Source organism: Algoriphagus faecimaris (assembly GCF_900101705.1).
Classification (GTDB): domain Bacteria; phylum Bacteroidota; class Bacteroidia; order Cytophagales; family Cyclobacteriaceae; genus Algoriphagus; species Algoriphagus faecimaris.
Window position 1 is genome coordinate 13,720 of record NZ_FNAC01000029.1, and the last position, 20,190, is coordinate 33,909.

Annotated in this window: 19 protein-coding genes; 15 read left to right on the top strand and 4 right to left on the bottom strand. The window is 40.9% G+C overall.

Annotated elements, in window-relative coordinates; genetic code table 11:
* The first annotated feature begins 5 nt into the window (after window positions 1-5).
* From BLQ57_RS14290 to BLQ57_RS14300, 3 genes are read left to right on the top strand one after another with little or no spacing between them, the layout of a single operon-like run.
* Window positions 6-551, top strand: a complete 546-nt coding sequence (locus BLQ57_RS14290; RefSeq protein WP_087940035.1) for a DUF1599 domain-containing protein — start codon at window positions 6-8, stop codon at window positions 549-551.
* Entirely contained in the window at window positions 544-1,644 is a 1,101-nt protein-coding gene (locus tag BLQ57_RS14295; RefSeq protein ID WP_087940036.1) for a BT_3928 family protein, read from the top strand. The genes BLQ57_RS14290 and BLQ57_RS14295 overlap by 8 nt, the downstream gene beginning before the upstream one ends.
* Window positions 1,641-2,171, top strand: a complete 531-nt coding sequence (locus BLQ57_RS14300; RefSeq protein WP_087940037.1) for a shikimate kinase — start codon at window positions 1,641-1,643, stop codon at window positions 2,169-2,171. The genes BLQ57_RS14295 and BLQ57_RS14300 overlap by 4 nt, the downstream gene beginning before the upstream one ends.
* On the opposite strand, the gene BLQ57_RS14305 is transcribed toward BLQ57_RS14300, so the two are convergent.
* Both BLQ57_RS14305 and BLQ57_RS14310 read right to left on the bottom strand, forming a co-directional pair.
* Window positions 2,161-3,666: an OmpP1/FadL family transporter gene (locus BLQ57_RS14305; RefSeq protein WP_087940038.1), complete on the bottom strand. Its 1,506-nt coding sequence runs from the start codon at window positions 3,664-3,666 to the stop codon at window positions 2,161-2,163. The genes BLQ57_RS14300 and BLQ57_RS14305 overlap by 11 nt on opposite strands.
* A gap of 79 nt (window positions 3,667-3,745) precedes the next feature.
* Complete coding sequence (locus BLQ57_RS14310) at window positions 3,746-5,143, bottom strand: hypothetical protein (protein ID WP_240507823.1); 1,398 nt, start codon at window positions 5,141-5,143, stop codon at window positions 3,746-3,748.
* 121 nt (window positions 5,144-5,264) lie between these two features.
* On the opposite strand from BLQ57_RS14310, the gene proS reads away from it, so the two are divergent.
* The 3 genes from proS (at window position 5,265) to floA (ending at window position 8,377) form a co-directional block, all read left to right on the top strand.
* Window positions 5,265-6,746: a proline--tRNA ligase gene (proS, locus tag BLQ57_RS14315; RefSeq protein WP_087940039.1), complete on the top strand. Its 1,482-nt coding sequence runs from the start codon at window positions 5,265-5,267 to the stop codon at window positions 6,744-6,746.
* A gap of 160 nt (window positions 6,747-6,906) precedes the next feature.
* Entirely contained in the window at window positions 6,907-7,365 is a 459-nt protein-coding gene (locus BLQ57_RS14320; RefSeq protein WP_087940040.1) for an NfeD family protein, read from the top strand.
* Window position 7,366: 1 nt separating this feature from the next.
* Window positions 7,367-8,377, top strand: coding sequence for a flotillin-like protein FloA (gene floA / locus BLQ57_RS14325; protein ID WP_087940041.1), 1,011 nt, complete (start codon window positions 7,367-7,369; stop codon window positions 8,375-8,377).
* Window positions 8,378-8,577: 200 nt separating this feature from the next.
* Here the strand turns inward: floA and BLQ57_RS14330 are convergent, their stop codons facing one another.
* The gene (locus BLQ57_RS14330) at window positions 8,578-10,146 is read right to left on the bottom strand and encodes a WG repeat-containing protein (RefSeq protein ID WP_087940042.1); all 1,569 of its coding nucleotides are present in this window, start codon (window positions 10,144-10,146) and stop codon (window positions 8,578-8,580) included.
* Between the two features lie 83 nt (window positions 10,147-10,229).
* Window positions 10,230-11,498 carry a glutamyl-tRNA reductase gene (hemA, locus tag BLQ57_RS14335; protein WP_087940043.1) on the bottom strand — a complete coding sequence of 423 codons (1,269 nt, stop codon included), beginning with the start codon at window positions 11,496-11,498 and terminating at the stop codon, window positions 10,230-10,232.
* 181 nt (window positions 11,499-11,679) lie between these two features.
* On the opposite strand from hemA, the gene BLQ57_RS14340 reads away from it, so the two are divergent.
* From BLQ57_RS14340 to BLQ57_RS14380, 9 genes are all read left to right on the top strand, one after another.
* A complete protein-coding gene (locus BLQ57_RS14340; protein WP_087940044.1) occupies window positions 11,680-12,357 on the top strand; it encodes a ComEA family DNA-binding protein in 678 nt (225 codons plus the stop codon).
* A gap of 41 nt (window positions 12,358-12,398) precedes the next feature.
* Window positions 12,399-12,866, top strand: coding sequence for a type I restriction enzyme HsdR N-terminal domain-containing protein (locus BLQ57_RS14345; protein WP_240507824.1), 468 nt, complete (start codon window positions 12,399-12,401; stop codon window positions 12,864-12,866).
* A gap of 77 nt (window positions 12,867-12,943) precedes the next feature.
* On the top strand, window positions 12,944-13,657 hold the full coding sequence (locus tag BLQ57_RS14350; protein WP_087940046.1) for a Crp/Fnr family transcriptional regulator: 714 nt from the start codon (window positions 12,944-12,946) through the stop codon (window positions 13,655-13,657).
* A 37-nt stretch (window positions 13,658-13,694) separates the two neighbouring features.
* Complete coding sequence (locus BLQ57_RS14355; RefSeq protein WP_240507825.1) at window positions 13,695-14,210, top strand: rhodanese-like domain-containing protein; 516 nt, start codon at window positions 13,695-13,697, stop codon at window positions 14,208-14,210.
* 111 nt (window positions 14,211-14,321) lie between these two features.
* On the top strand, window positions 14,322-15,086 hold the full coding sequence (locus BLQ57_RS14360) for a DUF547 domain-containing protein (protein WP_087940047.1): 765 nt from the start codon (window positions 14,322-14,324) through the stop codon (window positions 15,084-15,086).
* 32 nt (window positions 15,087-15,118) lie between these two features.
* Complete coding sequence (locus BLQ57_RS14365) at window positions 15,119-16,474, top strand: NAD(P)/FAD-dependent oxidoreductase (protein ID WP_087940048.1); 1,356 nt, start codon at window positions 15,119-15,121, stop codon at window positions 16,472-16,474.
* Window positions 16,471-18,015 (top strand): 4Fe-4S binding protein, encoded by a 1,545-nt coding sequence (locus BLQ57_RS14370; protein ID WP_087940049.1) that lies wholly within the window; start codon window positions 16,471-16,473, stop codon window positions 18,013-18,015. The genes BLQ57_RS14365 and BLQ57_RS14370 overlap by 4 nt, the downstream gene beginning before the upstream one ends.
* Complete coding sequence (locus BLQ57_RS14375; RefSeq protein WP_087940050.1) at window positions 18,008-19,489, top strand: cellulose synthase family protein; 1,482 nt, start codon at window positions 18,008-18,010, stop codon at window positions 19,487-19,489. Before BLQ57_RS14370 ends, BLQ57_RS14375 begins: the two co-directional genes overlap by 8 nt.
* Window positions 19,490-19,492: 3 nt before the next feature.
* Window positions 19,493-20,185, top strand: a complete 693-nt coding sequence (locus tag BLQ57_RS14380) for a glycosyltransferase family 2 protein (RefSeq protein ID WP_087940051.1) — start codon at window positions 19,493-19,495, stop codon at window positions 20,183-20,185.
* Window positions 20,186-20,190 lie beyond the last annotated feature (5 nt).

Here is a 20,190-nt window from a genome sequence, read left to right on the forward strand (position 1 = left end):
ATCAATTGAAAACAAAAACCAGTAGCGAATATACGGAAGTTATTAGCCGTTGTAAAGAACTATTCCGTAAGAAAACTATCGATTATGGGACAGCTTGGAGGATTTTAAGACTTTCTTCTATCACTGACCAGATTTTTATCAAGGCACAGCGTATCCGATCTATTCAGGAGAAGGGAAATCAAAAAGTGGAGGATCCCATTGTCGATGAGTTTGTCGGGATTATTAATTACTGTTTGATCGCTTTGCTTCAAATTTCCTTTCGTGAGGACGATCGCATGGAAATCCCCTTTGAGGAATTGGAGCCTTCCTATGACCAATGGGTGCAGGACACCAAGGGGTTATTGGAAAACAAAAATCATGATTATGGAGAAGCATGGAGGGAAATGAGGGTGAGTTCGATGACAGATATCATTCTGATGAAACTCCTGAGAGTAAAACAAATTGAAGATAATGAAGGACAAACCCTGGTTTCTGAAGGAATAGAAGCCAATTATCAAGATATGATCAATTATTCGGTATTTTGTCTGATCAAATTAGGATATCATGGCTAAACAAGCATTACTTTGGATTCTCCGCCTTATGGTTGGAGGTCTTTTTATTTTCTCTGGATTAATCAAAGTAAACGACCCTGTAGGTACGGCAATCAAACTTGAGGAATACTTCGATGTCTTTTCTAATGATATTGCGGGATTCTTCTTTTACCTCAAACCTTTCGCTTTATACCTCGCTGTTTTTCTGGTAGTGATAGAGGTGGTTTTGGGAGTAATGTTGATTCTTGGAGTTAAATCTAAGCTGACCCTCTGGTCCTTGAGTTTGATGATTCTATTTTTCACCTTTCTTACCTTTTTCTCTGCATATTTCAATAAGGTGACAGATTGCGGATGCTTTGGCGATGCCATCAAACTCACTCCATGGGAGTCTTTTTACAAAGATGTCATTTTGTTGATCTTGATAGGAGGGATTATACTCTTACGAAATCATCTCCCAAAATCCTCCCCCTCTTGGGCGAATAAGACTACCCTTGGGGTTTTTCTCCTGTGTACGTTCTTGTCAATTTATGCTATAAGAAACCTTCCTTTTATTGATTTTAGGGCATATAAAGTAGGGGTGAATATCCAAGAGAACATGCAGCCCTCTGAGACACTAAATTATTCCTACATCATGAAAAAGGATGGGGAAGAGGTAGTCCTAGATCAGTATCCTTCGGAGGAGGGTTATGAATTTGTAGAAATGGTACTGAAGAACCCTGATGCACTTCCTAAAATCTCAGATTTTGCAGTTTGGAATACAGAAGGGGATTTTACTGAAGAAATCTTTGCAGGAAATAAGTTGTTGATTTTAATCTCCAGCTATTCTAAAATGTCGGATTCCAATCTTGAAGATATTGATCTTTTGGTCAGTTCCCTGAAAAACTCTCCTGTAGAAATGGTTTTGGTGGCAGCTGCCTCGGAGGATGAGATCCAACTACTTAAAAAAGAAAGATCGTGGGATATTCTTTCCCTACAAGCTGATGCCACAGTCGTAAAGACGATGATTAGAGCTAATCCTGGTTTGATGCTCTTAAGAGACGGCACTGTTTTGTCCAAATTTCACCATAATAATAAACCGGAGCCTACAGAAATATTGGATATTTTGCTCCCATGAAAAACGATTTGAAAGTAGTATTAATAGGTCTTCCCGGCTCCGGAAAAAGTACTTTCGGAAGACAGTTGGCTTTAGCACTACATTTCCCATATTACGATTTGGATACCTTGATTGAGGAGCGGTTTTCTTTAAAAATCCCGGAAATTTTCTCGAGATATGGAGAAGGCCGTTTTCGTGAAATGGAAACCGAAACACTAGAAGAGGTTCTTTCTTGGGAGAAGGCTTATGTTTTAGCCTCAGGAGGAGGATGTCCTTGCTTTAATGATAACATGGACAGGATTAATGAAAAAGCAATCTCTGTTTACTTGGATGTCCCTCTAGAAGAAATCTCCGAACGATTGGAAGCTTCCAAAGTGCAGAATAGACCTATGTTTCAAGGGATGGGTTCGGGGGAAATTATATTAAAATTAAAAAGCTTACAAGCACAGCGCGATTCTTACTACAGACAAGCAAAAATAAAGCTCAGCGGAACTGATTTTTCCACTGAGCTTTTATTCTCTGAATTAATTCATTTACTTAAAAACTGAGCCCCAAGGTCAATACCCCATTTACGATTGAGTTATTGATTTCGGTCACTGGCCCCACATTATTTCCGTTAGCATCAAGCACTTGGTAGGAAGAGTAAAGGGCATTATATTTTTGATTGACCAATGCAAAATCTATGGATAGATTAGAAAGTCGTACACCCACACCACCACTTATTTGGGTGGTACTTCGGTCAAAATTAGAAGAGGTATACGGATCTCCAAAGTAAGCAAAACCGCCTCTCAACCTAAACATATCTAATTTTGCTTCTGCTCCCACACGATAATTGACAGTACTGGTATAAAGACTCCGGATCGCTTGATTATCCGGTCCCTGATTAAAATCATTCGAATTTAATCTGGCAGCACTGTAATCTACATAATCTATATCCGCGGAGATAAAGCCATTCTTTCCTAGGAAGAAAGTAGCTCCACCACCAAGCTTCAGTGGTGTTTGAAGTCGATAGGAACTTAAGAAAAGATCAGTGAATGCTTCTTCTCTTCCCAATGTCACATCTTCTTGCTCAAAATAGAAATTGTTGTAGTTGGCGACCATTCTCCCCTCGTATTCTTCATTTAAGCTATACCAAGTAGGGGATTGGAAATTGAACCCTAGATTCACATAATCGATGGGTTTGTAAATCAAACCAAAATTCAGATTGACGCCAGCGCCATTAATAAACAAATTTTCCTCTAGAGTAGAATTTCTCAAAGGTTGATCTATGAATTCTTCACCATAAATTTTTCTAGAGGCAAAGCTGATGGACCGGATGCCCAAAGATGCTCCTACAAATACTTTATGGTTAAAATTAGCTCCATAACTAAATGAGATTTGACTGGAGGAACCTTCCTGTACTACATTTTCATCCTGAAAAGGATTATCCAAAACGAAAGAGTCATATACATCCGGATTGGCTATGGGATTTCCTTGCTCATCAAAGGCAACAGGATTGATTTGATAGGTAAGGTAGGCAAGTCCTGTTAAGCCAAAGGATTCAATTTGATTTTCAGGTATTCCAAAGGCGTCTTGGATATAGAAATCAATGATGGAGTTATCACCAATTTGATCTGAGAAATAGCCAAACTCATTGTTGAAATTGGCGATACGTTGAATACTTACCCCAAAGGAACCACCTTTAAAAGCTCCTCTGTGGAGAGGCCCTTTTGGATTGGCAAACACAGCAGATAGGTTGGGCAAAGAAAAATTACTGGTATTAAAGTTTCTGTTTTGGCCTAAATAGCGGGTATCTGCACCCCAATCTGAATACCCTAGCGTAAGACTAGCTTCAGAGTTTCTAAAGAAGCCCAATCCAGCAGGATTTCCAGCGATATTGGAGACATCTCCCCCGAGAGACCATTGTGTGCCTCCGATTGCCATAATTCGAGCAGAACCGGAAGGATTAGATTGACTAAAACGAAGAGCATCTTCAAAATACCCACTTTGTGAAAAAGCGGGAAAAGAGAGCAATAGAAACACAATTAAACCACTATATCTCATGAAGTTTTTTTATTGGTAATATTGAATTATACGATAGGAGGGACTTGATGGATAGATTTAAGCAAAAAAAAGGGGGGAATTAATTCCCCCTTCCTCCTCTGGATCCTGATGAGACGCTTCCGCCTCCTCTGGATCCACCGGTACTCATCCCGCCTCCAGAGCTTCGACTTGGAATCCCTACGGACCCCCCACTTCTGGATGGAATGGTTCTCGTATTACTTCTATTGTATGCCGGTGAAGTACTTCTTGTAGGTGTAGACCTATTGTAAGAAGGTGTACCGGATCTATTGTAAGATGGACTAATAGTTCGTCGGCTGTTATTGTAATTATTCATTGATCTGGAAGGTGTGTACGTTCTAGAATTTGTAGGACGAACGGCACTAGGTCTTGCAGATGGCATGGCACTTCTATTTCTGACAGCTGAAGAACGGCTTAAAGCTGGAGAATTCACATTTCTAGGTGAACTGCTGTTAGCAATTCTAGATCGGCTTGAGTTGTAATAATCGTTTTGACTAGTTCCAAAGTCTCTAGAGGTAGCTCGAGTTCTGTCTGATGAAACCAAATTTCTATTAGTTCCCATCGCATCTCTTCTCGCTTGTGCTCTGCTTGTATTGGGCAATGCTGCTGCTGAGGATCCGCGATTTACACCGGTAGAAGCTAATCCAGCCCCTCTAGTAGGTCTTGCGCCTCTTACTAATCTTCTGTCACCAAATTCTCCTCCTGGTAATACATATATAGGTCTTCCGTAACCAAAGCCTGGATAACCTCCCCAAGCTAGACCAGGTCCCCAGAACGGATCATAAAAACCTCCGCCCCAGCCAAATCCAGGTCGCATAAAAGGATTGAATGGGTCATAAAAACCTCCCCAGCCGAATCCAGGCCTCATGAAAGGAGATCCCCATCCAAAACCCATACCTATAGAGATATTGAATCCAGGTCTGAATCCGAATCCAGATCCAAATCCAAATCCAGGTCTAAATCCAGGACCCCAGAATGGATCATAAAAACCACCCATTCCCCATGGACTAAATCCTGACATCATTCCCATACCAAATCCCATATTGAATGCAGTAGCGGTATTGAAGGCGTTTCCTACATTGTTATTATTTCCAGCGGAATAATTATTGTAGGCATCTATGTTTGCATTGTTCTGCTGATTAGAAGCTACGCCCTCTTCAAAGTACACTACTTCATCATTGGAGGATTGATTGGTCTCAGCCTGATACCGGGATAGGTAATCTGGATTGACATTTCTGCTACTGAAATTTTCTTCAGGTAGCGCGTTTAAAGAGCTGATGTTTTCAAAATTATCCGGGTTATTGTTCTGTACTGCATATTCAGTGGACATCTTGGCGTCAGATGCCATGAAATACATATTGTCAGAATCACCCATGCTAGCCATCCGGTTGGTACTACAAGATGCCAAGGCGAGTGAACCTAGGATTACTGAAGTGGTTAATAATGATAATTTCTTCATGGTTGAAGTTAGATTGTTACTTTCTTATACGTGACCAAAGACTGAGGGTTATATTTTTAACTTATATTTGCCCCGCTCAAGTTAACAAAAATATAGACATTTCTTATCCAAATCAACTACCATGAGTAAAGGATTACCCAAACGAAGTGAAGATTATTCCCTTTGGTACAATGAATTAGTAAAAAGAGCCGATTTGGCTGAAAATTCAGCTGTAAGAGGCTGTATGGTGATCAAGCCTTATGGCTACTCTATCTGGGAAAAAATGCAGGCGGAATTGGACCGTATGTTTAAAGAAACAGGTCATACCAATGCTTATTTTCCACTTTTTATCCCAAAATCTTTTCTGAGTAAGGAAGCTTCCCATGTAGAGGGATTTGCAAAAGAATGTGCAGTAGTCACGCACTATCGATTGAAAAATGCTGAGGATGGCAGCGGAGTCATTGTAGATCCCGAGGCAAAACTGGAAGAAGAACTTATCGTGAGACCCACTTCTGAGACAGTGATTTGGAGCACTTATAAAAATTGGATTCAGTCCTACAGAGATTTGCCTTTATTGGTTAATCAGTGGGCCAACGTCGTAAGATGGGAAATGAGGACCCGTTTGTTTCTCCGGACTGCTGAATTCCTTTGGCAAGAAGGCCATACCGCCCATGCTACTAAAGAAGAAGCTCAAGCGGAGACGGCACAAATGCTGAATATCTACGCACAATTTGCAGAGGAATTTATGGCTATGCCTGTAGTAAAAGGAAGAAAAACAGAAAATGAGCGTTTTGCCGGAGCAGATGATACCCTCTGTATAGAAGCAATGATGCAGGATGGAAAAGCTTTGCAAGCAGGTACTTCTCATTTTTTGGGTCAAAATTTTGCCAAAGCTTTTGATGTGAAATTTGCAACCAAAGAAGGAGGGCTTGAATACGTTTGGGGTACCTCATGGGGAGTAAGTACTCGCCTTATGGGAGCCTTAATTATGGCGCATTCGGATGACAATGGCTTAGTTTTGCCTCCCAAATTGGCTCCGATTCAGGTGGTGATTGTTCCTATATATAAAGGAGATGATCAGTTAAATGCAATTTCTGAAAAGGCCAAAGAAATCATGGTGGCCTTGAGAAAAGCTGGAATTTCTGTCAAATATGACGATAGAGATACCCACAAGCCAGGATGGAAATTTGCAGAGTATGAATTGAAAGGTGTTCCTTTGAGAATAGGCATAGGTCCTAGGGATCTTGAAAATGGCACTATCGAACTTGCCCGAAGAGATAATCTGACAAAAGAAACCTTCGATCTTAGCTCTCAAGCCATAGAGGAAAAGATTGGTAATCTTCTCACAGAAATTCAAGATAGTATTTATAAAAAGGCTTTTGATTTCCGTGAGGAAAAAATTACCGAAGTGAACTCATGGGATGAATTTCAAACTACCTTGGAAAATAAAGGTGGATTCCTTTCTGCGCATTGGGATGGCAGTTCTGAGACCGAGGACAAAATTAAAGAATTGACCAAAGCAACTATTCGTTGTATCCCTTTGGATCAAAAGGAAGAATCAGGCACCTGCGTGTTTTCAGGGAAGCCTTCCAAGGGTAGAGTACTCTTTGCAAAAGCCTATTGATATAGGACAGCCATTTGCATTGGAAGTTAAATTGAACCAATAAAAAAGCTCGGGGATTCCGGGCTTTTTATTTTTCCGTCAGTTTTTAGACTTATTTACGTATTATTCATGTAGGGTTCGGTTCTTTCTTGTATTTTAGAAATCTCAACTTTTGGGTGAAATGACAATCTTAATATTGACCTCGCTTTTAGGAATAGGGCTGATCCTGATTCTCCTGGAGGTGCTCTTTATTCCGGGCACTACAGTCGTAGGAATTTTTGGACTTGTAGTGAGTCTAGCTGGAATTGCCTATGCTTTTGCGAGCTTTTCTCCAGAAATCGCCTGGTGGATTGCATCAATTGCCACATTGCTCAATGTGGCGGCAGTGGTTTATGGGTTTCGATCAGGAGTTTGGGATAAGTTTTCGCTTAAAGGAGTAATGCAAGGCGGTACTTTTGATGACCGCACTACCGGTCTTGAGGTGGGGATGAGTGGAAAGGCGCTTTCTGATATCAAACCAATAGGAAAAGCATTAATAAATGATCAAGTTTATGAAGTGAAGTCAGATTCAGGTTTCATCACCGTAGACTCTGTAATCACTATAGTCAAAGTAGAAACCAATAAAATTATCGTCAAATAATATGGATCCATCTAGTTCAATGTTTGTTTTGATCGCTGCACTCGCAGGGATAGTACTACTATTTATCTTTCTCTATTTCGTCCCAGTCAACCTCTGGATTACGGCACAGTTTGCCAATGTCAAAGTAGGCATCGGTGAATTGATCGGAATGCGAATTCGGAAAGTTCCGCCAAGTGTGATTGTCAATTCTCTGATCACTGCAATCAAAGCAGGATTGGATTTGACCACCAATGATCTGGAGACGCATTATTTAGCTGGAGGGAATGTGCCTAATGTGATTAGGGCTTTGATTTCTGCCGATAAGGCAAATATCAATTTGACCTTTAAGCAGGCTACGGCGATTGATTTGGCAGGTAGAGATGTATTTGAAGCCGTTCAGATTTCTGTAAACCCGAAAGTAATCAATACACCAAGTGTTGCAGCTGTGGCAGCAGATGGAATTCAGCTTATCGCTAAAGCCCGAGTTACGGTAAGAGCAAATATTGCCCAATTGGTAGGTGGTGCTGGAGAAGATACTATTCTGGCAAGAGTAGGAGAAGGGATAGTCACCTCTATTGGTTCTGCGGATTCACATAAGAATGTTTTAGAAAACCCTGATAAAATCTCCAAACTTGTCCTTCAAAGAGGCTTGGATGCAGGTACTGCTTTTGAGATTTTGTCCATTGATATTGCTGACATTGATGTAGGTACCAATATCGGAGCGAAACTTCAGATTGATCAGGCTTCTGCGGATTTGAAAGTGGCAGAGGCCAAAGCAGAAGAAAGACGAGCGATGGCAGTGGCCCTTGAGCAAGAGATGAAGGCCAAGAATGTGGAAATGAGAGCTAAGGTGGTAGAAGCCGAAGCTGAAGTCCCAAAAGCACTTGCGGAGGCGTTCCGTTCAGGACAATTCGGTGTGATGGATTATTACAGAATGGAAAATATCAAATCCGATACTTCAATGCGTGATTCCATTGCCAATTCCGATACGGATAATAAAGACTCAGGAAAAGGCAAAAACGAAAAGAAATAAGAGCAAAAGCCATTTAAATAGGCCTTAGCTCATTTAAATGCAAGTGGCAAAGATGAGACTAGTCATAGTAAAATATGTTTGGTTTTATCTTTGCCATTAATTTTTTACGTAAAAAATCACTTCCGTAATCCAATCCCCCGTCTCTTGTCTTTTTACTATTGCCCTCGTTCTTTGGTATTCAGACTTCCTCCTTCAGGCGCCTACCTTTCACTCCTTTTTCTTTTTTGCTTCCCTTTGGTTTCAGGTTCTATGACTATCACCGGACGGTAATTGCTTTTTGCAAGTATTTGTCGATTGGGAAGGTCCACCAAGATTTCTTGGTAGTCAAGAGGTAATTTAACATCACCTGATTCGGTGACGATACCAATTTTTTGATTCTGACCTACTATGATTAAATCTGATTTTTCACGCTGTAGAAAATCATAATCCACGGATAACATAATATCCCCAAGGGTATTTGCCAATCCTATTTTTTGATTGTTTCCAAAGAGAAAATATCCTTGTTCAGTTCTTGAGATTTGTTCATAACCCTCATTGGCAATGACCTTTCCAGAAGTATCTAATAAATACCATTTTTTGTCCTTGCCGGCCAAAGCAAGTCCCTGCCTAAAAGGTTTAATTTCATCCCATTGCGGGGCACTCAAGATGCTGCCTTGATCATTCATCAAACCCCAAAGTAATCCAGCTTTAAAAGCTGCTTTTGCTTCAGAGAAAGGAGTGACCTCTTGGAATGTTGGCGGAATTTTCCAATTTCCTTCCCCATCTACAAATCCATATGCACCATTTTTTTGAGCGGGAAAAAGTCCTTCCTGACCATTGTAGATGTTTTCCAGACTATCGGTTGGTTTGACGAGCCAGCCTTTTTTTCCTAAAAGGCCAAGTTTGTCATCTCTGAACCTAACCTGATAGACATCGTTTTCGATTCGATTAACCTGAGTCATCCCTACTGCATCGAGTAGAATACCGTCCTCTTCCATTACGCGACGAAGTTTTCCATGGATGTATTCTAGCATTAGGCCATCTTCGTAGGTGATTTTATGGAAGGAATTGTAGCGGACATTTGCTTTGATGGGATTGCCTTCGATTAGCAAGTATTGCTCCTCATCATGGCCAAAGAAAAAGTTTCCCCGAGTGTGAATTAGTGTATCGATTACAGGTTCCAGTACGGTTTTGCCTTCAATATTAATGAGACCGTAGCCTGATGCAGCTTTGGCCAATAAATAATCTCCTTCGTTTTCCGAAAGCAGGAAGTAGCTTTGATCGGAGTTTGGAGATAGGGGTAGCGAGTAATTCTCACCTTGCTTAGCTATTAACTGACCATTATGAGTGATAGTGGCTTTTTCATATTCTCCTAAATAGGTGGTCTTGCCTTTGCCTCGCTCATAAGCCCAGTATTCATTGCCTTTTCGCGCCAATAAGAGATTGAAATAAGTCTGGATTTCATCATATTCCAGATCTAAGACCTTTTGGCCATACTCATGAAAAGCACCGATGCCTTTTTCATTTCTTACAAGAATCCAGGGCTCCAAAAATTGGTACAAATCATCCCCCTCCAGATTGACACTAGGTTTGAATTCTGAACTTAGCAAATGAAGGCTACTGTCTGTTTTACCGATTTTTACCGTTTCGCTTAGTAGAAGTATAGACTCATAGGCTAGACGGCTTTTGAGTTGATAGTCACTGTCGTAAAGCTCCCAGGTTTGTGCCTGAATGGGCACTAAGGCAGAGAGAATCAGGAAAAGGCAAAGTGTTAATTTTAGGCGATACATGAAGCGATGTGATTTGTGCCTAAATATAAAAATGACCAAAAGACAAAGAAGGTCTTTTGGTCATTTATTTAGGTTACTTATTGTTATTTGTCGTTTTTAACTCGGTCTAGGTCAAAAAGATCTGAGATGATCTCTATCATTTCTTCAGCCTCGTCCCGTTTGCAGGCTGCTCTAAGTTGGACCACAGGAACTTTGAGAATCTTCTGCATCATACTCTTGGTGATTTTATCTATGATAGCAAATTCTTCCTCAGTTGAATTTTTCAGGTACCTACTCAATTCTTCTTGGCGAATCTGTTCGAGAGACTGCTTGAGTTTGTTGATGGTGGGAGATACCATCATCTCCTTTTTCCAACTGTAGAACTCTTCAATGCTTTCTTCAATGATACTTTCTACGTTTGGAATAGAGGAAAGTCTCTTTTCCAATGCTTCTGTAGCCTTGCTACGGATGTTGTCCACATTGTATAGGATCACTCCCGGTACATCTTCTACGGTAGTTTCGATCGACCTAGGAACAGAGAGATCGACCAACAGTTTGTAGGATTGTATTTCGAACTTACTTATTAATTTTTTGGTAATGAAAGGATCGTCTCTATGAATAGAGCTAACAATCACATCCGCCTCTTGCATGGCCTCCATACAATCTTCGAAGGGAACTACTTCGAATCCCATCTCAACTGCAATTTCTTCTGCTTTGGAATAGGTCCTGTTAGTGATTTTTACTTTTGCATCAGGAAGGTATACCATGTTTTTGGCTACATCTTCTCCTATTTCGCCGACTCCTATTAATAAAATTCTGGGTTGATAGGTATTGGAAGTAAGGCTTTCGATCAGCTCAATGGTCGCATAGGAAAGAGAAGCTGCTCCGTCACGAAAGGCTGTTTCCTGTACAATTCGCTTATTGGTGAAAAATATAGTGTGCATCAGCCGATGTAGAAATGGGCCAGCCATGTCTAAATCTGCCGCCGCTTGATAGGCACGCTTCACTTGATTGGAAATCTGTATATCTCCTACAACTTGAGCTTCAAGACCCATGGCCACTCGGAATAAATGCTGAATGGCATCTTGATCCTCATTGAATATCTCAAAATACTCCAGGTAATTCACCACATCACTCATTCCTTTTTCTAGACCGATCAGTTTAACGATTTCGGTACTTAGATCTAAGTCATGGCTGTAGTACACCTCCGTGCGGTTACAAGTCGAAAGAATCAAAGCATCATTCATGCTGAAAAACTCTTTGAGCTTCAGCAGGATGCTATGAATAGATCGCTCATCCAAAGCAATCAACTCTCGGATTTGTACGGGGGCGGTTTTATGTGATAAACTAAGGGCTCTAAACTTGATTTGCATAGTTCCAAATCTTGCAGTGCAAATTTAACAGAGAATGCACTCGCTAGGGTTCATTACTTCATTCTATTTATCAATTTAGAATACATCTAAATAGAATTCAATCCTCAAATATCGCAGAAATTGATTTTCTAAACCAATATTATTAACTTATCCGTTATTGATAATATCTATTCATACGGATATGTGGAAGAAATTTTTGTATTGGATGAAGCTTTCTTTTGGCTTTTCTCGGAGAGAATCTACTGGCTATATTCTTTTAATGCCGTTTTTGCTGTTTCTGGTATTCGCACCTAAAGTGATGAATAAGTTGGCGAAAATTGAGGTTGATGTACAGGATCAATTTTTAAAAAACCGAATTGATAGTTTGCAAGGAGCGGGATTTTTCAAGGTAGAACCGAAAGGCTTACTATTCAATCCGGAAGACACCGCCAAAAAATCTTACTCGGAGCGAATGGGGTCAATTCAGAAAATCCCCTTCTCAGAGAGTGATTCGGTGACTTTGCAGATTGTTCCCGGTATTGGACCGGCATTGGCGGCAAGGATAGTGAACTACAGAGAAAATATCGGAGGGTTTCATAGTGAGATGCAGCTGGAAGAAATCTTTGGGCTGAAACCTGAGGTGGTGGAGAAGCTCTGGGAATTTTTTGAATTTGATCCCGGAATATATAAGAAGTTGGCTATTAATGAGCTGGATGTAGCCGACCTAGCCAAGCATCCTTACATTGGATACGGTGAGGCCAAAGTGATCGTCGCCTTTCGCAAGCAGCATGGAAACTACTCAGGATCTGAAGATTTGCTAAAAATAAAGATCTTCAAATCAGAATGGATCAAAAAACTGGAACCCTATTTGGAATTTTAGTGAGAAAATCACCGTTCTTCTAGCATATTTGCACGATGAATATGATCGATTCAGAAATTCAATTGCCTAATCTAAATCTGCCTGAGATTCAACCTCAGTTAAAGAAGCAGGATGGGAAATTGTTCATTTATGATTTTCATCGCAAGAGGGATCTAATTTTGACTCCTGAAGAGTGGGTGAGGCAGCATTGGATTTCATTTCTCTTAGTGCAGCTAAATTATCCCAAAGGTTTATTGTCTTTGGAGAAAGGAATGAAATACAATCAACTGCAGAAAAGAACCGACGTGCTTGTATTTGATCAGTCGGGCAGTCCCTACCTTATCATCGAATGCAAGGCGCCCCAAATTTCGATCAATCAAAAGACCCTAGAGCAGGCTTGTCTCTATCATAGTACCTTAAAATCAAAATTCCTGATTCTCAGCAATGGAATGAAGCATGTTTCTTTAAGATGGATTGCTGAGGAAAATCGTTTTGAACAACTTAAAAGTTTTCCTGAAGCACCGATTTAATAGCTATTTCTATGATATTAATCAGGCTTTTTTTAACTTTTAGGCAGTGAAAGTAAATTCAATTAAGCAAGAAAAACATGTCCAATAATTCTCATAATACACCTTGCGAGCTATGTGCAAGTAGAAAGTACTCCATGTTCTCTGATCTGTCAGAGCAGCAAGTTTGTACGATTTCGGACCACAAGAATCTTATTTCACATAGAAAAGGTCAAATCCTTTATTACGAGGGGACCAAGCCTTTGGGTATTTTTTGCATTAATGCCGGTGTGGTTAAAGTTTACAAAACTGCCTCCAATGGGAAAGAGCAAATCGTTCATTTAGCTCAAAAAGGTGATTTCTTGGGTTATGCAGCCCTTTTGGGGGAAGAGAATTATACTAATTCTGCCATGATCGTAGAGGACGCCAAGATCTGCTTTATTCCCAAAGAGGCCTTTCTGAACACCCTGCTATCCAATACCCAATTTTTTAAAAGAGTGACCAAGCAGTTGAGCCATGAGTTAGGAATCATGGAAGGAAAACTTACCGATGCTACTCAGAAAAGCATCAGGGAGCGCTTGGCCTTCGTTCTCCTGCATCTTGCCAGTAGCTATGGGGTAGAAGGTGGCGATAGCAAAAGAATAGATTTGGTACTCAGTAGAGAAGAAATTGCGAGCATAGTAGGAACTGCCACTGAGTCAATAATCAGACTTTTGTCAGAATTCAAAAAAGACAAACTGATCGAATTGGAGGGTAAAAAAATCATCATTAAAGATCCTCGAGGACTTGCCCGTTTATCGGATTTTTATGCTTAAGGGAGAACCTTCCGGAGTAGATTGAGGTTTTTGACCTATGAATCTTTCAGAAAATAAATCAAGAAATTTATGGAAAGGGTTGATTACGGTCAGCCTTTTTTTGATTTGTCAAATGGGCTTTTCACAATCTTTGGCGTACAAGACACTTCTAAATACACTGTATGATTCGCAATTTCCTGTTTTGAAACCGGAGGAAATACAGGATTTGAGCAAGTTTCAGGTGATTGATAGTCGTGAAAAAGAAGAATTTCAGGTCAGTCATCTGAAAGGTGCAATTTGGGTAGGCTATGACAGTTTTTCCTTGGAAAATGTAAAGGACCTTGACAAAGAAAAGCCCGTGCTTGTGTATTGTACCGTCGGGGCAAGGTCCCAAACTATAGGTAAGCAGCTGCAAGAGGCTGGTTTTTCTAAAGTATATAATCTTTACGGAGGGATTATCCATTGGGCAAATGAAGAAAACCCCCTTTACCAAGATGATTCCCTTACACGTCAGGTTCATACCTACACTCGCACCTGGGGAATATGGCTTCAAAATGGTGAAAAGGTTTACTGAAAAGGATCTTTTCAAACTTTAGAGTCCTTCTACTTTGACTGTCTGCTTCAAGACCTTTTCTCTCCTTAATGATCTATACCTTGTTCGCATTCGTAAATCCAGATAAAAAAGATGCACAACTTTAAATCAATAGCATTCCTCTTTCTAAGCCTTTTCTTATTCAACTGTAGTTCATCTACCCTTGGAATGTCAGGAACCAATTCACCAAGCCATGAGCTTTGGGATCAATTGGTCAAAAAACATGTCAAAGCCAATGGATTGGTGGATTATCCTGGTTTTATTGCGGATAAGGCTCAACTTGAAGAATATCTAAAACTACTGAGCGCCAATGCTCCCGACAGAAATACTTGGACTCAAAATGAACAACTTGCCTATTGGATCAATGCGTATAATGCATTCACCGTGAAACTGATCACGGATAACTATCCCGTCGAAAGTATCCGGGACCTAGGACCAAAGCTTAAGATCCCCTTGATAAAGGATGTCTGGCACTACAAGTTTTTCAAAATTGGAGGAAAGGAGTCCAGTTTGGATGAAATCGAACATGGAATTTTGCGAAAGGAATTTGAGGAACCCAGAATTCATTTTGCCATCAATTGTGCTTCTATTTCTTGTCCTCGCTTACACAATGAAGCTTTTGTGCCAGAGAAAATAGATCAGCAACTCGAATATGTGGCGAAGCAATTCATCAATGATAAAAGCAGAAATAAGATTAGCCCGGATAAAGTTGAGATATCTTCTATTTTCTCTTGGTTTAAAGGTGATTTTACCAAAAACGGAAGTCTGATCGATTTTTTGAATCAGTACAGTGAAGTTAAAATTTCTGCCCAGGCCAGTATAAAACACATGGATTATAACTGGAGTCTAAACGAATAAACTTACCTTGAAGCGGTAAAAAGGTCTATTTCATGTCTACTTCCAAACATGTAGTAATAATCGGGAATGGGATTTCCGGAGTCACTTGCGCTAGGCATCTGCGAAAAATGGATGAGACTATTCAAATCACCTTAATCTCAGGTGAAAGTGAGTATTTCTTTAGCCGAACAGCACTGATGTACATCTACATGGGACACATGAAGTTTGAGCACACGCAGCCCTATGAAAATTGGTTTTGGGAAAAAAACCGAATTAATCTAAAGCAAGCTTGGGTTGAGTCCGTGGACTTTTCTTCAAAAAAGCTGATTTTCAACAACGGAGATTTCCTTGATTATGATCAGTTGATCATCGCCACCGGCTCAAAGCCCAATAAATTCGGATGGCCGGGAGAGGACCTCAAGGGGGTACAGGGACTTTACACCAAGCAAGATCTGGAACTGATGGAGGATAACACCCGATCCAATGTCAATCATGCAGTGATCGTAGGAGGAGGCCTAATTGGGATTGAAATGGCCGAAATGTTGGCCTATAAAAAAATCCCTGTCACTTTCTTAGTGCGTGAAACTGGTTTTTGGAGAAATATTCTCCCTCAGGAAGAGTCGGAATTGGTCGGTAGACACATAAGAGAACATCATTTTGATCTGAGGTTACAAAGCGAACTGGAGGAAATCATTCCCAATACCGAAGGAAGAGTAAAAGCAGTTCGGACCAAAGCAGGTGAAGAGATTAACTGCGATTTTGTGGGATTGACTGCAGGGGTGAGCCCTAATGTTGATTTTCTGAAGGGTTCTGACTTAGAGATTGGGCGTGGTGTAGTGGTAGATGCTTACTTCAAGACCAATATCCCTGATGTGTATGCAATTGGAGATTGTGCAGAATTTAAAGTGCCACCTGCTGTCGATAGACGCTCTATCGAGCAAGTATGGTACACTGGTCGGATGCATGGGGAGACTTTGGCTTATAATTTATTGAATGAGCCTGTACCTTATCGACCGGGCGTGTGGTTTAATTCGGCCAAATTTCTAGATATCGAATACCAAACCTACGGCTATGTCCCTGCTGATTGGGAGATAGAGAAGCTTCAAAATTTTTATTGGGAACACTCTGGAGGAAAGGTAGCTTTTCGAATGCTAATGGGCTCTGATGGAGAAATAATTGGAGTAAACTCTTTCGGTTTAAGATTAAGGCATGAGTTCTTTGATACAGCCATCCGTGAAAAGTGGTCAGGTGAGAAAGTGATCGCCCACTTGGATCGGGCTAATTTCGATCCGGAGTTTTACGCCCCTTATCATCAAGCCATACAGGAAGCGTTTAGTCATCAGTTTTCTGTTTCTATTTCTAAAGCCAAGCGATCTTGGATTTATCAACTATTCGGAGCAAGAGTATGAAAAAAATACAAATAATTGGATTGGTTTTCTTTTTAGTAGGACTCCTGGTTTTTACCATGATTCCTTTTTTAGGAAACTACCAATTGGAAAAAGAGATGGTTGAGCGTGAGACAAAATCAATCCATCAGGAGAAAATGCTTGAGATTTTGGCACCGATGTATGGTGAGCCTTATTCTTCTAATTTTTCCTTTATATCGGCCTACAATTCTCATTTTAATACTTACAACGATCAATTAAAATCAGAGCAAAAATGGGATGAGGTCATTTGGGATGATTACAGTTTCCCCCTTGCTAAAGCCTCCCATCAAAGCCCGGTAAGGGAAAGTCCCTATCTTTTTCTGCTGCTTTCCATTGGGCTTGTGGTACTAGGGGGGGTGATGTATGTCCTGCCAAAGCATCAAGGAGAACCGGATGGAATCAAAAATAATGGGATTTATCATTCGGCCATGAAAAACAGAGGTTGGGTAGGAATGCTAACTGGAACCTATCTCATCCTTTTTTACATTTTGTTGTACTGGTTTCCGGCTTATTTGGTAGGCTTGGTCTGGATGGTGGATCCTTTGAGCCAGATACTTTCTGGTAATCCTGCCAGTCAATGGTTTTTATATGGTTTAATTTATACCCTTGCCATTTTGGTGATGGGAGTGAGGATGTTTAGGAAATATAAGGGGAACCGATACCAGCAGTTACGGACGACATCGGTCATGTTTTTCCAGACCTCATTTGCCTTTTTGATTCCGGAAATTCTGGTTTTGTTAAATCAGCCCTACTATGATTTCAAAAATATTTGGCCTTTGGATTACGATTTCTTTTACGATTATCAGATCAGTACTTTTTTGTCTAGTGGAGGAGTCGGTTTATTCATGCTGATTTGGGGAATTATCCTGATTATCGTAGCCGTGCCGCTATTTACTTATTTCTACGGTAAGCGTTGGTATTGCTCTTGGGTCTGTGGCTGTGGAGGTTTGGCTGAGACTGTAGGTGATCCCTATCGCCAACTCTCGGACAAATCCTTGAAATCATGGAAAATTGAGCGGTACTTGGTTCATTCCGTGTTGGTTTTGGCGGTGGTTATGACCGTTCTTACGATTGCCAATTATTTTTCTGGGTTTTCCTTTTTGGGAAATGTGACCAACCAGCTACATTCGTTCTATGGATTTGCGATAGGTTCTGCTTTTGCGGGAGTAGTGGGAACCGGCTTTTACCCATTTATGGGAAATCGCGTCTGGTGTAGATTTGGGTGCCCTCTTGCGGCTTATTTGGGAATAGTACAGCGCTTTAAGTCGCGATTCAGAATCACCACCAATGGAGGACAGTGTATTTCTTGTGGCAATTGCTCCACTTATTGTGAGATGGGCATAGACGTGCGTTGGTATGCTCAGCGAGGCCAAAATATAGTAAGATCCTCCTGTGTGGGCTGTGGTGTTTGCTCTGCGGTCTGTCCCCGAGGTGTACTCAAGTTGGAGAATGAGTCAGAAGAAGGCCGAATAAATGACTTGCCCATAATTATTGGAAATGATTCGATTAAATTGAATGCCTGATATTTTACTTTACGCCTTGCTGCTGCTGTATCTGCTGGGCATGCTATTTATTTTCATTTACAGTCTTGCACAGGGACATTTGCTGTTCAGCTTTTTGAAAGCAAAGAAAAACTTGGGGAAGACTACTCCCAATAAACCTAGCGAATGGCCCCAAGTCACTGTCCAACTGCCGATATTTAATGAGCTCTACGTAGCCGAACGACTTATAGACGCCGTAGCCAAATTGAACTATCCATCAGACAAATTGGAAATTCAACTCTTGGATGACAGCACAGACCGTACGGCGGAATTAATTTTACAGAGCTTGAAAAACTACCCTGACGTCAATTTCAAATATATTCATCGGGTGGATAGAAAAGGCTTTAAAGCAGGAGCTCTACGTGAGGGATTGAATGTTGTGGAGGGAGAATTCATAGCCATATTTGATGCGGATTTTGTGCCTGATCCTGATTTTCTGCTGAAGACTATTCCGTATTTTAGTGCTGATGACGTAGGGATGGTTCAGACTCGTTGGACCCATCTTAATGAAGGTTACTCCTTGCTTACCAAGCTTCAGGCTTTTGCGCTTGATGCTCATTTTTTGATTGAGCAAATGGGCAGAAATCAACAAGGGGCTTTTATCAATTTCAACGGAACTGGAGGTATTTGGCGCAAAAGCTGCATCCTCGATGCGGGCAATTGGCATGATGATACGTTGACGGAGGATTTGGATTTAAGCTATCGAGCCCAGAAAAAAGGATGGAAATTTGTCTATCGACCCGAAATAGAATCACCAGCTGAACTTCCCCCCATCATGTCCGCAATCAAATCACAGCAGTTTCGATGGACCAAGGGAGGTGCGGAATGTGCGGTTAAACATGCCAAATCTGTCTTAAAGCAGAAAAACTTGCCTTTGCAGGTGAAGTTTCATGCCATGGCTCATTTATTCAATAGCAGTATTTTTATAGCCGTTTTGATAGTGAGTTTGAGTAGTATAGGCGTTTGGTTTTTGGGAGAAAAGGGGCTTTTATCGGATCAATGGCTCCGATTCGCTGCCATTTTTTTAATCGGCTTTGTATTGATTGCTTTGGTTTATTTGCTTTCCTATTTCTACGGAAAGCGTAGTTTTTTCCGAAGCTTTGCCGAGGCAATTTTTGTTCTTCCTTTATTTCTCTCCGTATCCATGGGTATGGCTCTACACAATGCACAGGCGGTATGGGAAGGGCTTACGGGAAAAAAGTCCCCATTTATTCGCACACCAAAATTTAATCTCGAAGGCAAAAAACAAAGCTTGAAGTCAAATCTTTACCTCTCCTTCAAAACCCCGGTGACTACTTGGTTAGAAGGTGTTTTTGCATTGATTTTTAGTTTCATGGTTGTGTTGGCTTTCAAGGAAGAAAACTATCTTTTTTTACCTTTCCACGCCATGCTGGCATTTGGCTACAGTCTGGTTTTCTATACTTCATTCAAATCTTATGCACTCGGACGATCCTAATTTATGAATAGATTTCCCCTTGTCGACGTAATTATCCCGGCCTACAATGAAGAGGAGTCTATTCCAAAAGTATTGGCTGAAATCCCGGATTTTGTCAGGAATATCGTAGTAGCAAACAACAATTCCTCTGACAATACCGCATCGGTTGCTGAAAAATCTGGTGCTGTGGTGGTTTTTGAACCTCAAAAAGGATATGGTATGGCTTGTCTCACCGCCATGGATTGGATAAGGAAACAAGAAACCCCTCCCGAAATCATTGTATTTCTCGATGGAGACTACAGCGATTTTCCGGAGCAAATGAGAGATTTGATCGATCCCATTATTCATGATGATGTGGACATGGTGATTGGCTCGAGATCTTTGGGAGAAAGGGCTTCAGGCTCTATGACTCCACCGCAGATTTTCGGGAATTGGCTTGCTACTAGCTTAATGAAACATATCCAAGGTGCTCATTTCACGGATTTGGGCCCCTTTAGAGCGATCAAGTGGGATAAATTGCTGGCACTTGAGATGAAGGATGAAAATTTCGGATGGACGATAGAAATGCAAATCAAGGCCCATAAAGCCGGATTGAGCTATGTGGAGGTTCCTGTAAATTATAGAAAAAGGATAGGTGTGTCTAAAGTCAGTGGAACAGTTAAAGGAGTAATCGGCGCAGGATACAAAATTATTTTGACGATCTTTAGGTATTGGTAAATCGT

Bases quoted from the DNA above. Each gene is read 5' to 3' on its own strand.
- BLQ57_RS14350 (WP_087940046.1), top strand. From the start codon at position 12,944: ATGTCCAATAATTCTCATAATACACCTTGCGAGCTATGTGCAAGTAGA.
- BLQ57_RS14365 (WP_087940048.1), top strand. From the start codon at position 15,119: ATGTCTACTTCCAAACATGTAGTAATAATCGGGAATGGGATTTCCGGA.
- BLQ57_RS14360 (WP_087940047.1), top strand. From the start codon at position 14,322: ATGCACAACTTTAAATCAATAGCATTCCTCTTTCTAAGCCTTTTCTTA.
- BLQ57_RS14295 (WP_087940036.1), top strand. From the start codon at position 544: ATGGCTAAACAAGCATTACTTTGGATTCTCCGCCTTATGGTTGGAGGT.
- BLQ57_RS14380 (WP_087940051.1), top strand. From the start codon at position 19,493: ATGAATAGATTTCCCCTTGTCGACGTAATTATCCCGGCCTACAATGAA.
- BLQ57_RS14300 (WP_087940037.1), top strand. From the start codon at position 1,641: ATGAAAAACGATTTGAAAGTAGTATTAATAGGTCTTCCCGGCTCCGGA.
- BLQ57_RS14375 (WP_087940050.1), top strand. From the start codon at position 18,008: ATGCCTGATATTTTACTTTACGCCTTGCTGCTGCTGTATCTGCTGGGC.
- BLQ57_RS14310 (WP_240507823.1), bottom strand. From the start codon at position 5,143: ATGAAGAAATTATCATTATTAACCACTTCAGTAATCCTAGGTTCACTC.
- BLQ57_RS14330 (WP_087940042.1), bottom strand. From the start codon at position 10,146: ATGTATCGCCTAAAATTAACACTTTGCCTTTTCCTGATTCTCTCTGCC.
- BLQ57_RS14340 (WP_087940044.1), top strand. From the start codon at position 11,680: ATGTGGAAGAAATTTTTGTATTGGATGAAGCTTTCTTTTGGCTTTTCT.
- BLQ57_RS14305 (WP_087940038.1), bottom strand. From the start codon at position 3,666: ATGAGATATAGTGGTTTAATTGTGTTTCTATTGCTCTCTTTTCCCGCT.
- BLQ57_RS14345 (WP_240507824.1), top strand. From the start codon at position 12,399: ATGATCGATTCAGAAATTCAATTGCCTAATCTAAATCTGCCTGAGATT.
- floA (WP_087940041.1), top strand. From the start codon at position 7,367: ATGGATCCATCTAGTTCAATGTTTGTTTTGATCGCTGCACTCGCAGGG.
- BLQ57_RS14370 (WP_087940049.1), top strand. From the start codon at position 16,471: ATGAAAAAAATACAAATAATTGGATTGGTTTTCTTTTTAGTAGGACTC.
- BLQ57_RS14355 (WP_240507825.1), top strand. From the start codon at position 13,695: ATGAATCTTTCAGAAAATAAATCAAGAAATTTATGGAAAGGGTTGATT.
- hemA (WP_087940043.1), bottom strand. From the start codon at position 11,498: ATGCAAATCAAGTTTAGAGCCCTTAGTTTATCACATAAAACCGCCCCC.
- proS (WP_087940039.1), top strand. From the start codon at position 5,265: ATGAGTAAAGGATTACCCAAACGAAGTGAAGATTATTCCCTTTGGTAC.
- BLQ57_RS14320 (WP_087940040.1), top strand. From the start codon at position 6,907: ATGACAATCTTAATATTGACCTCGCTTTTAGGAATAGGGCTGATCCTG.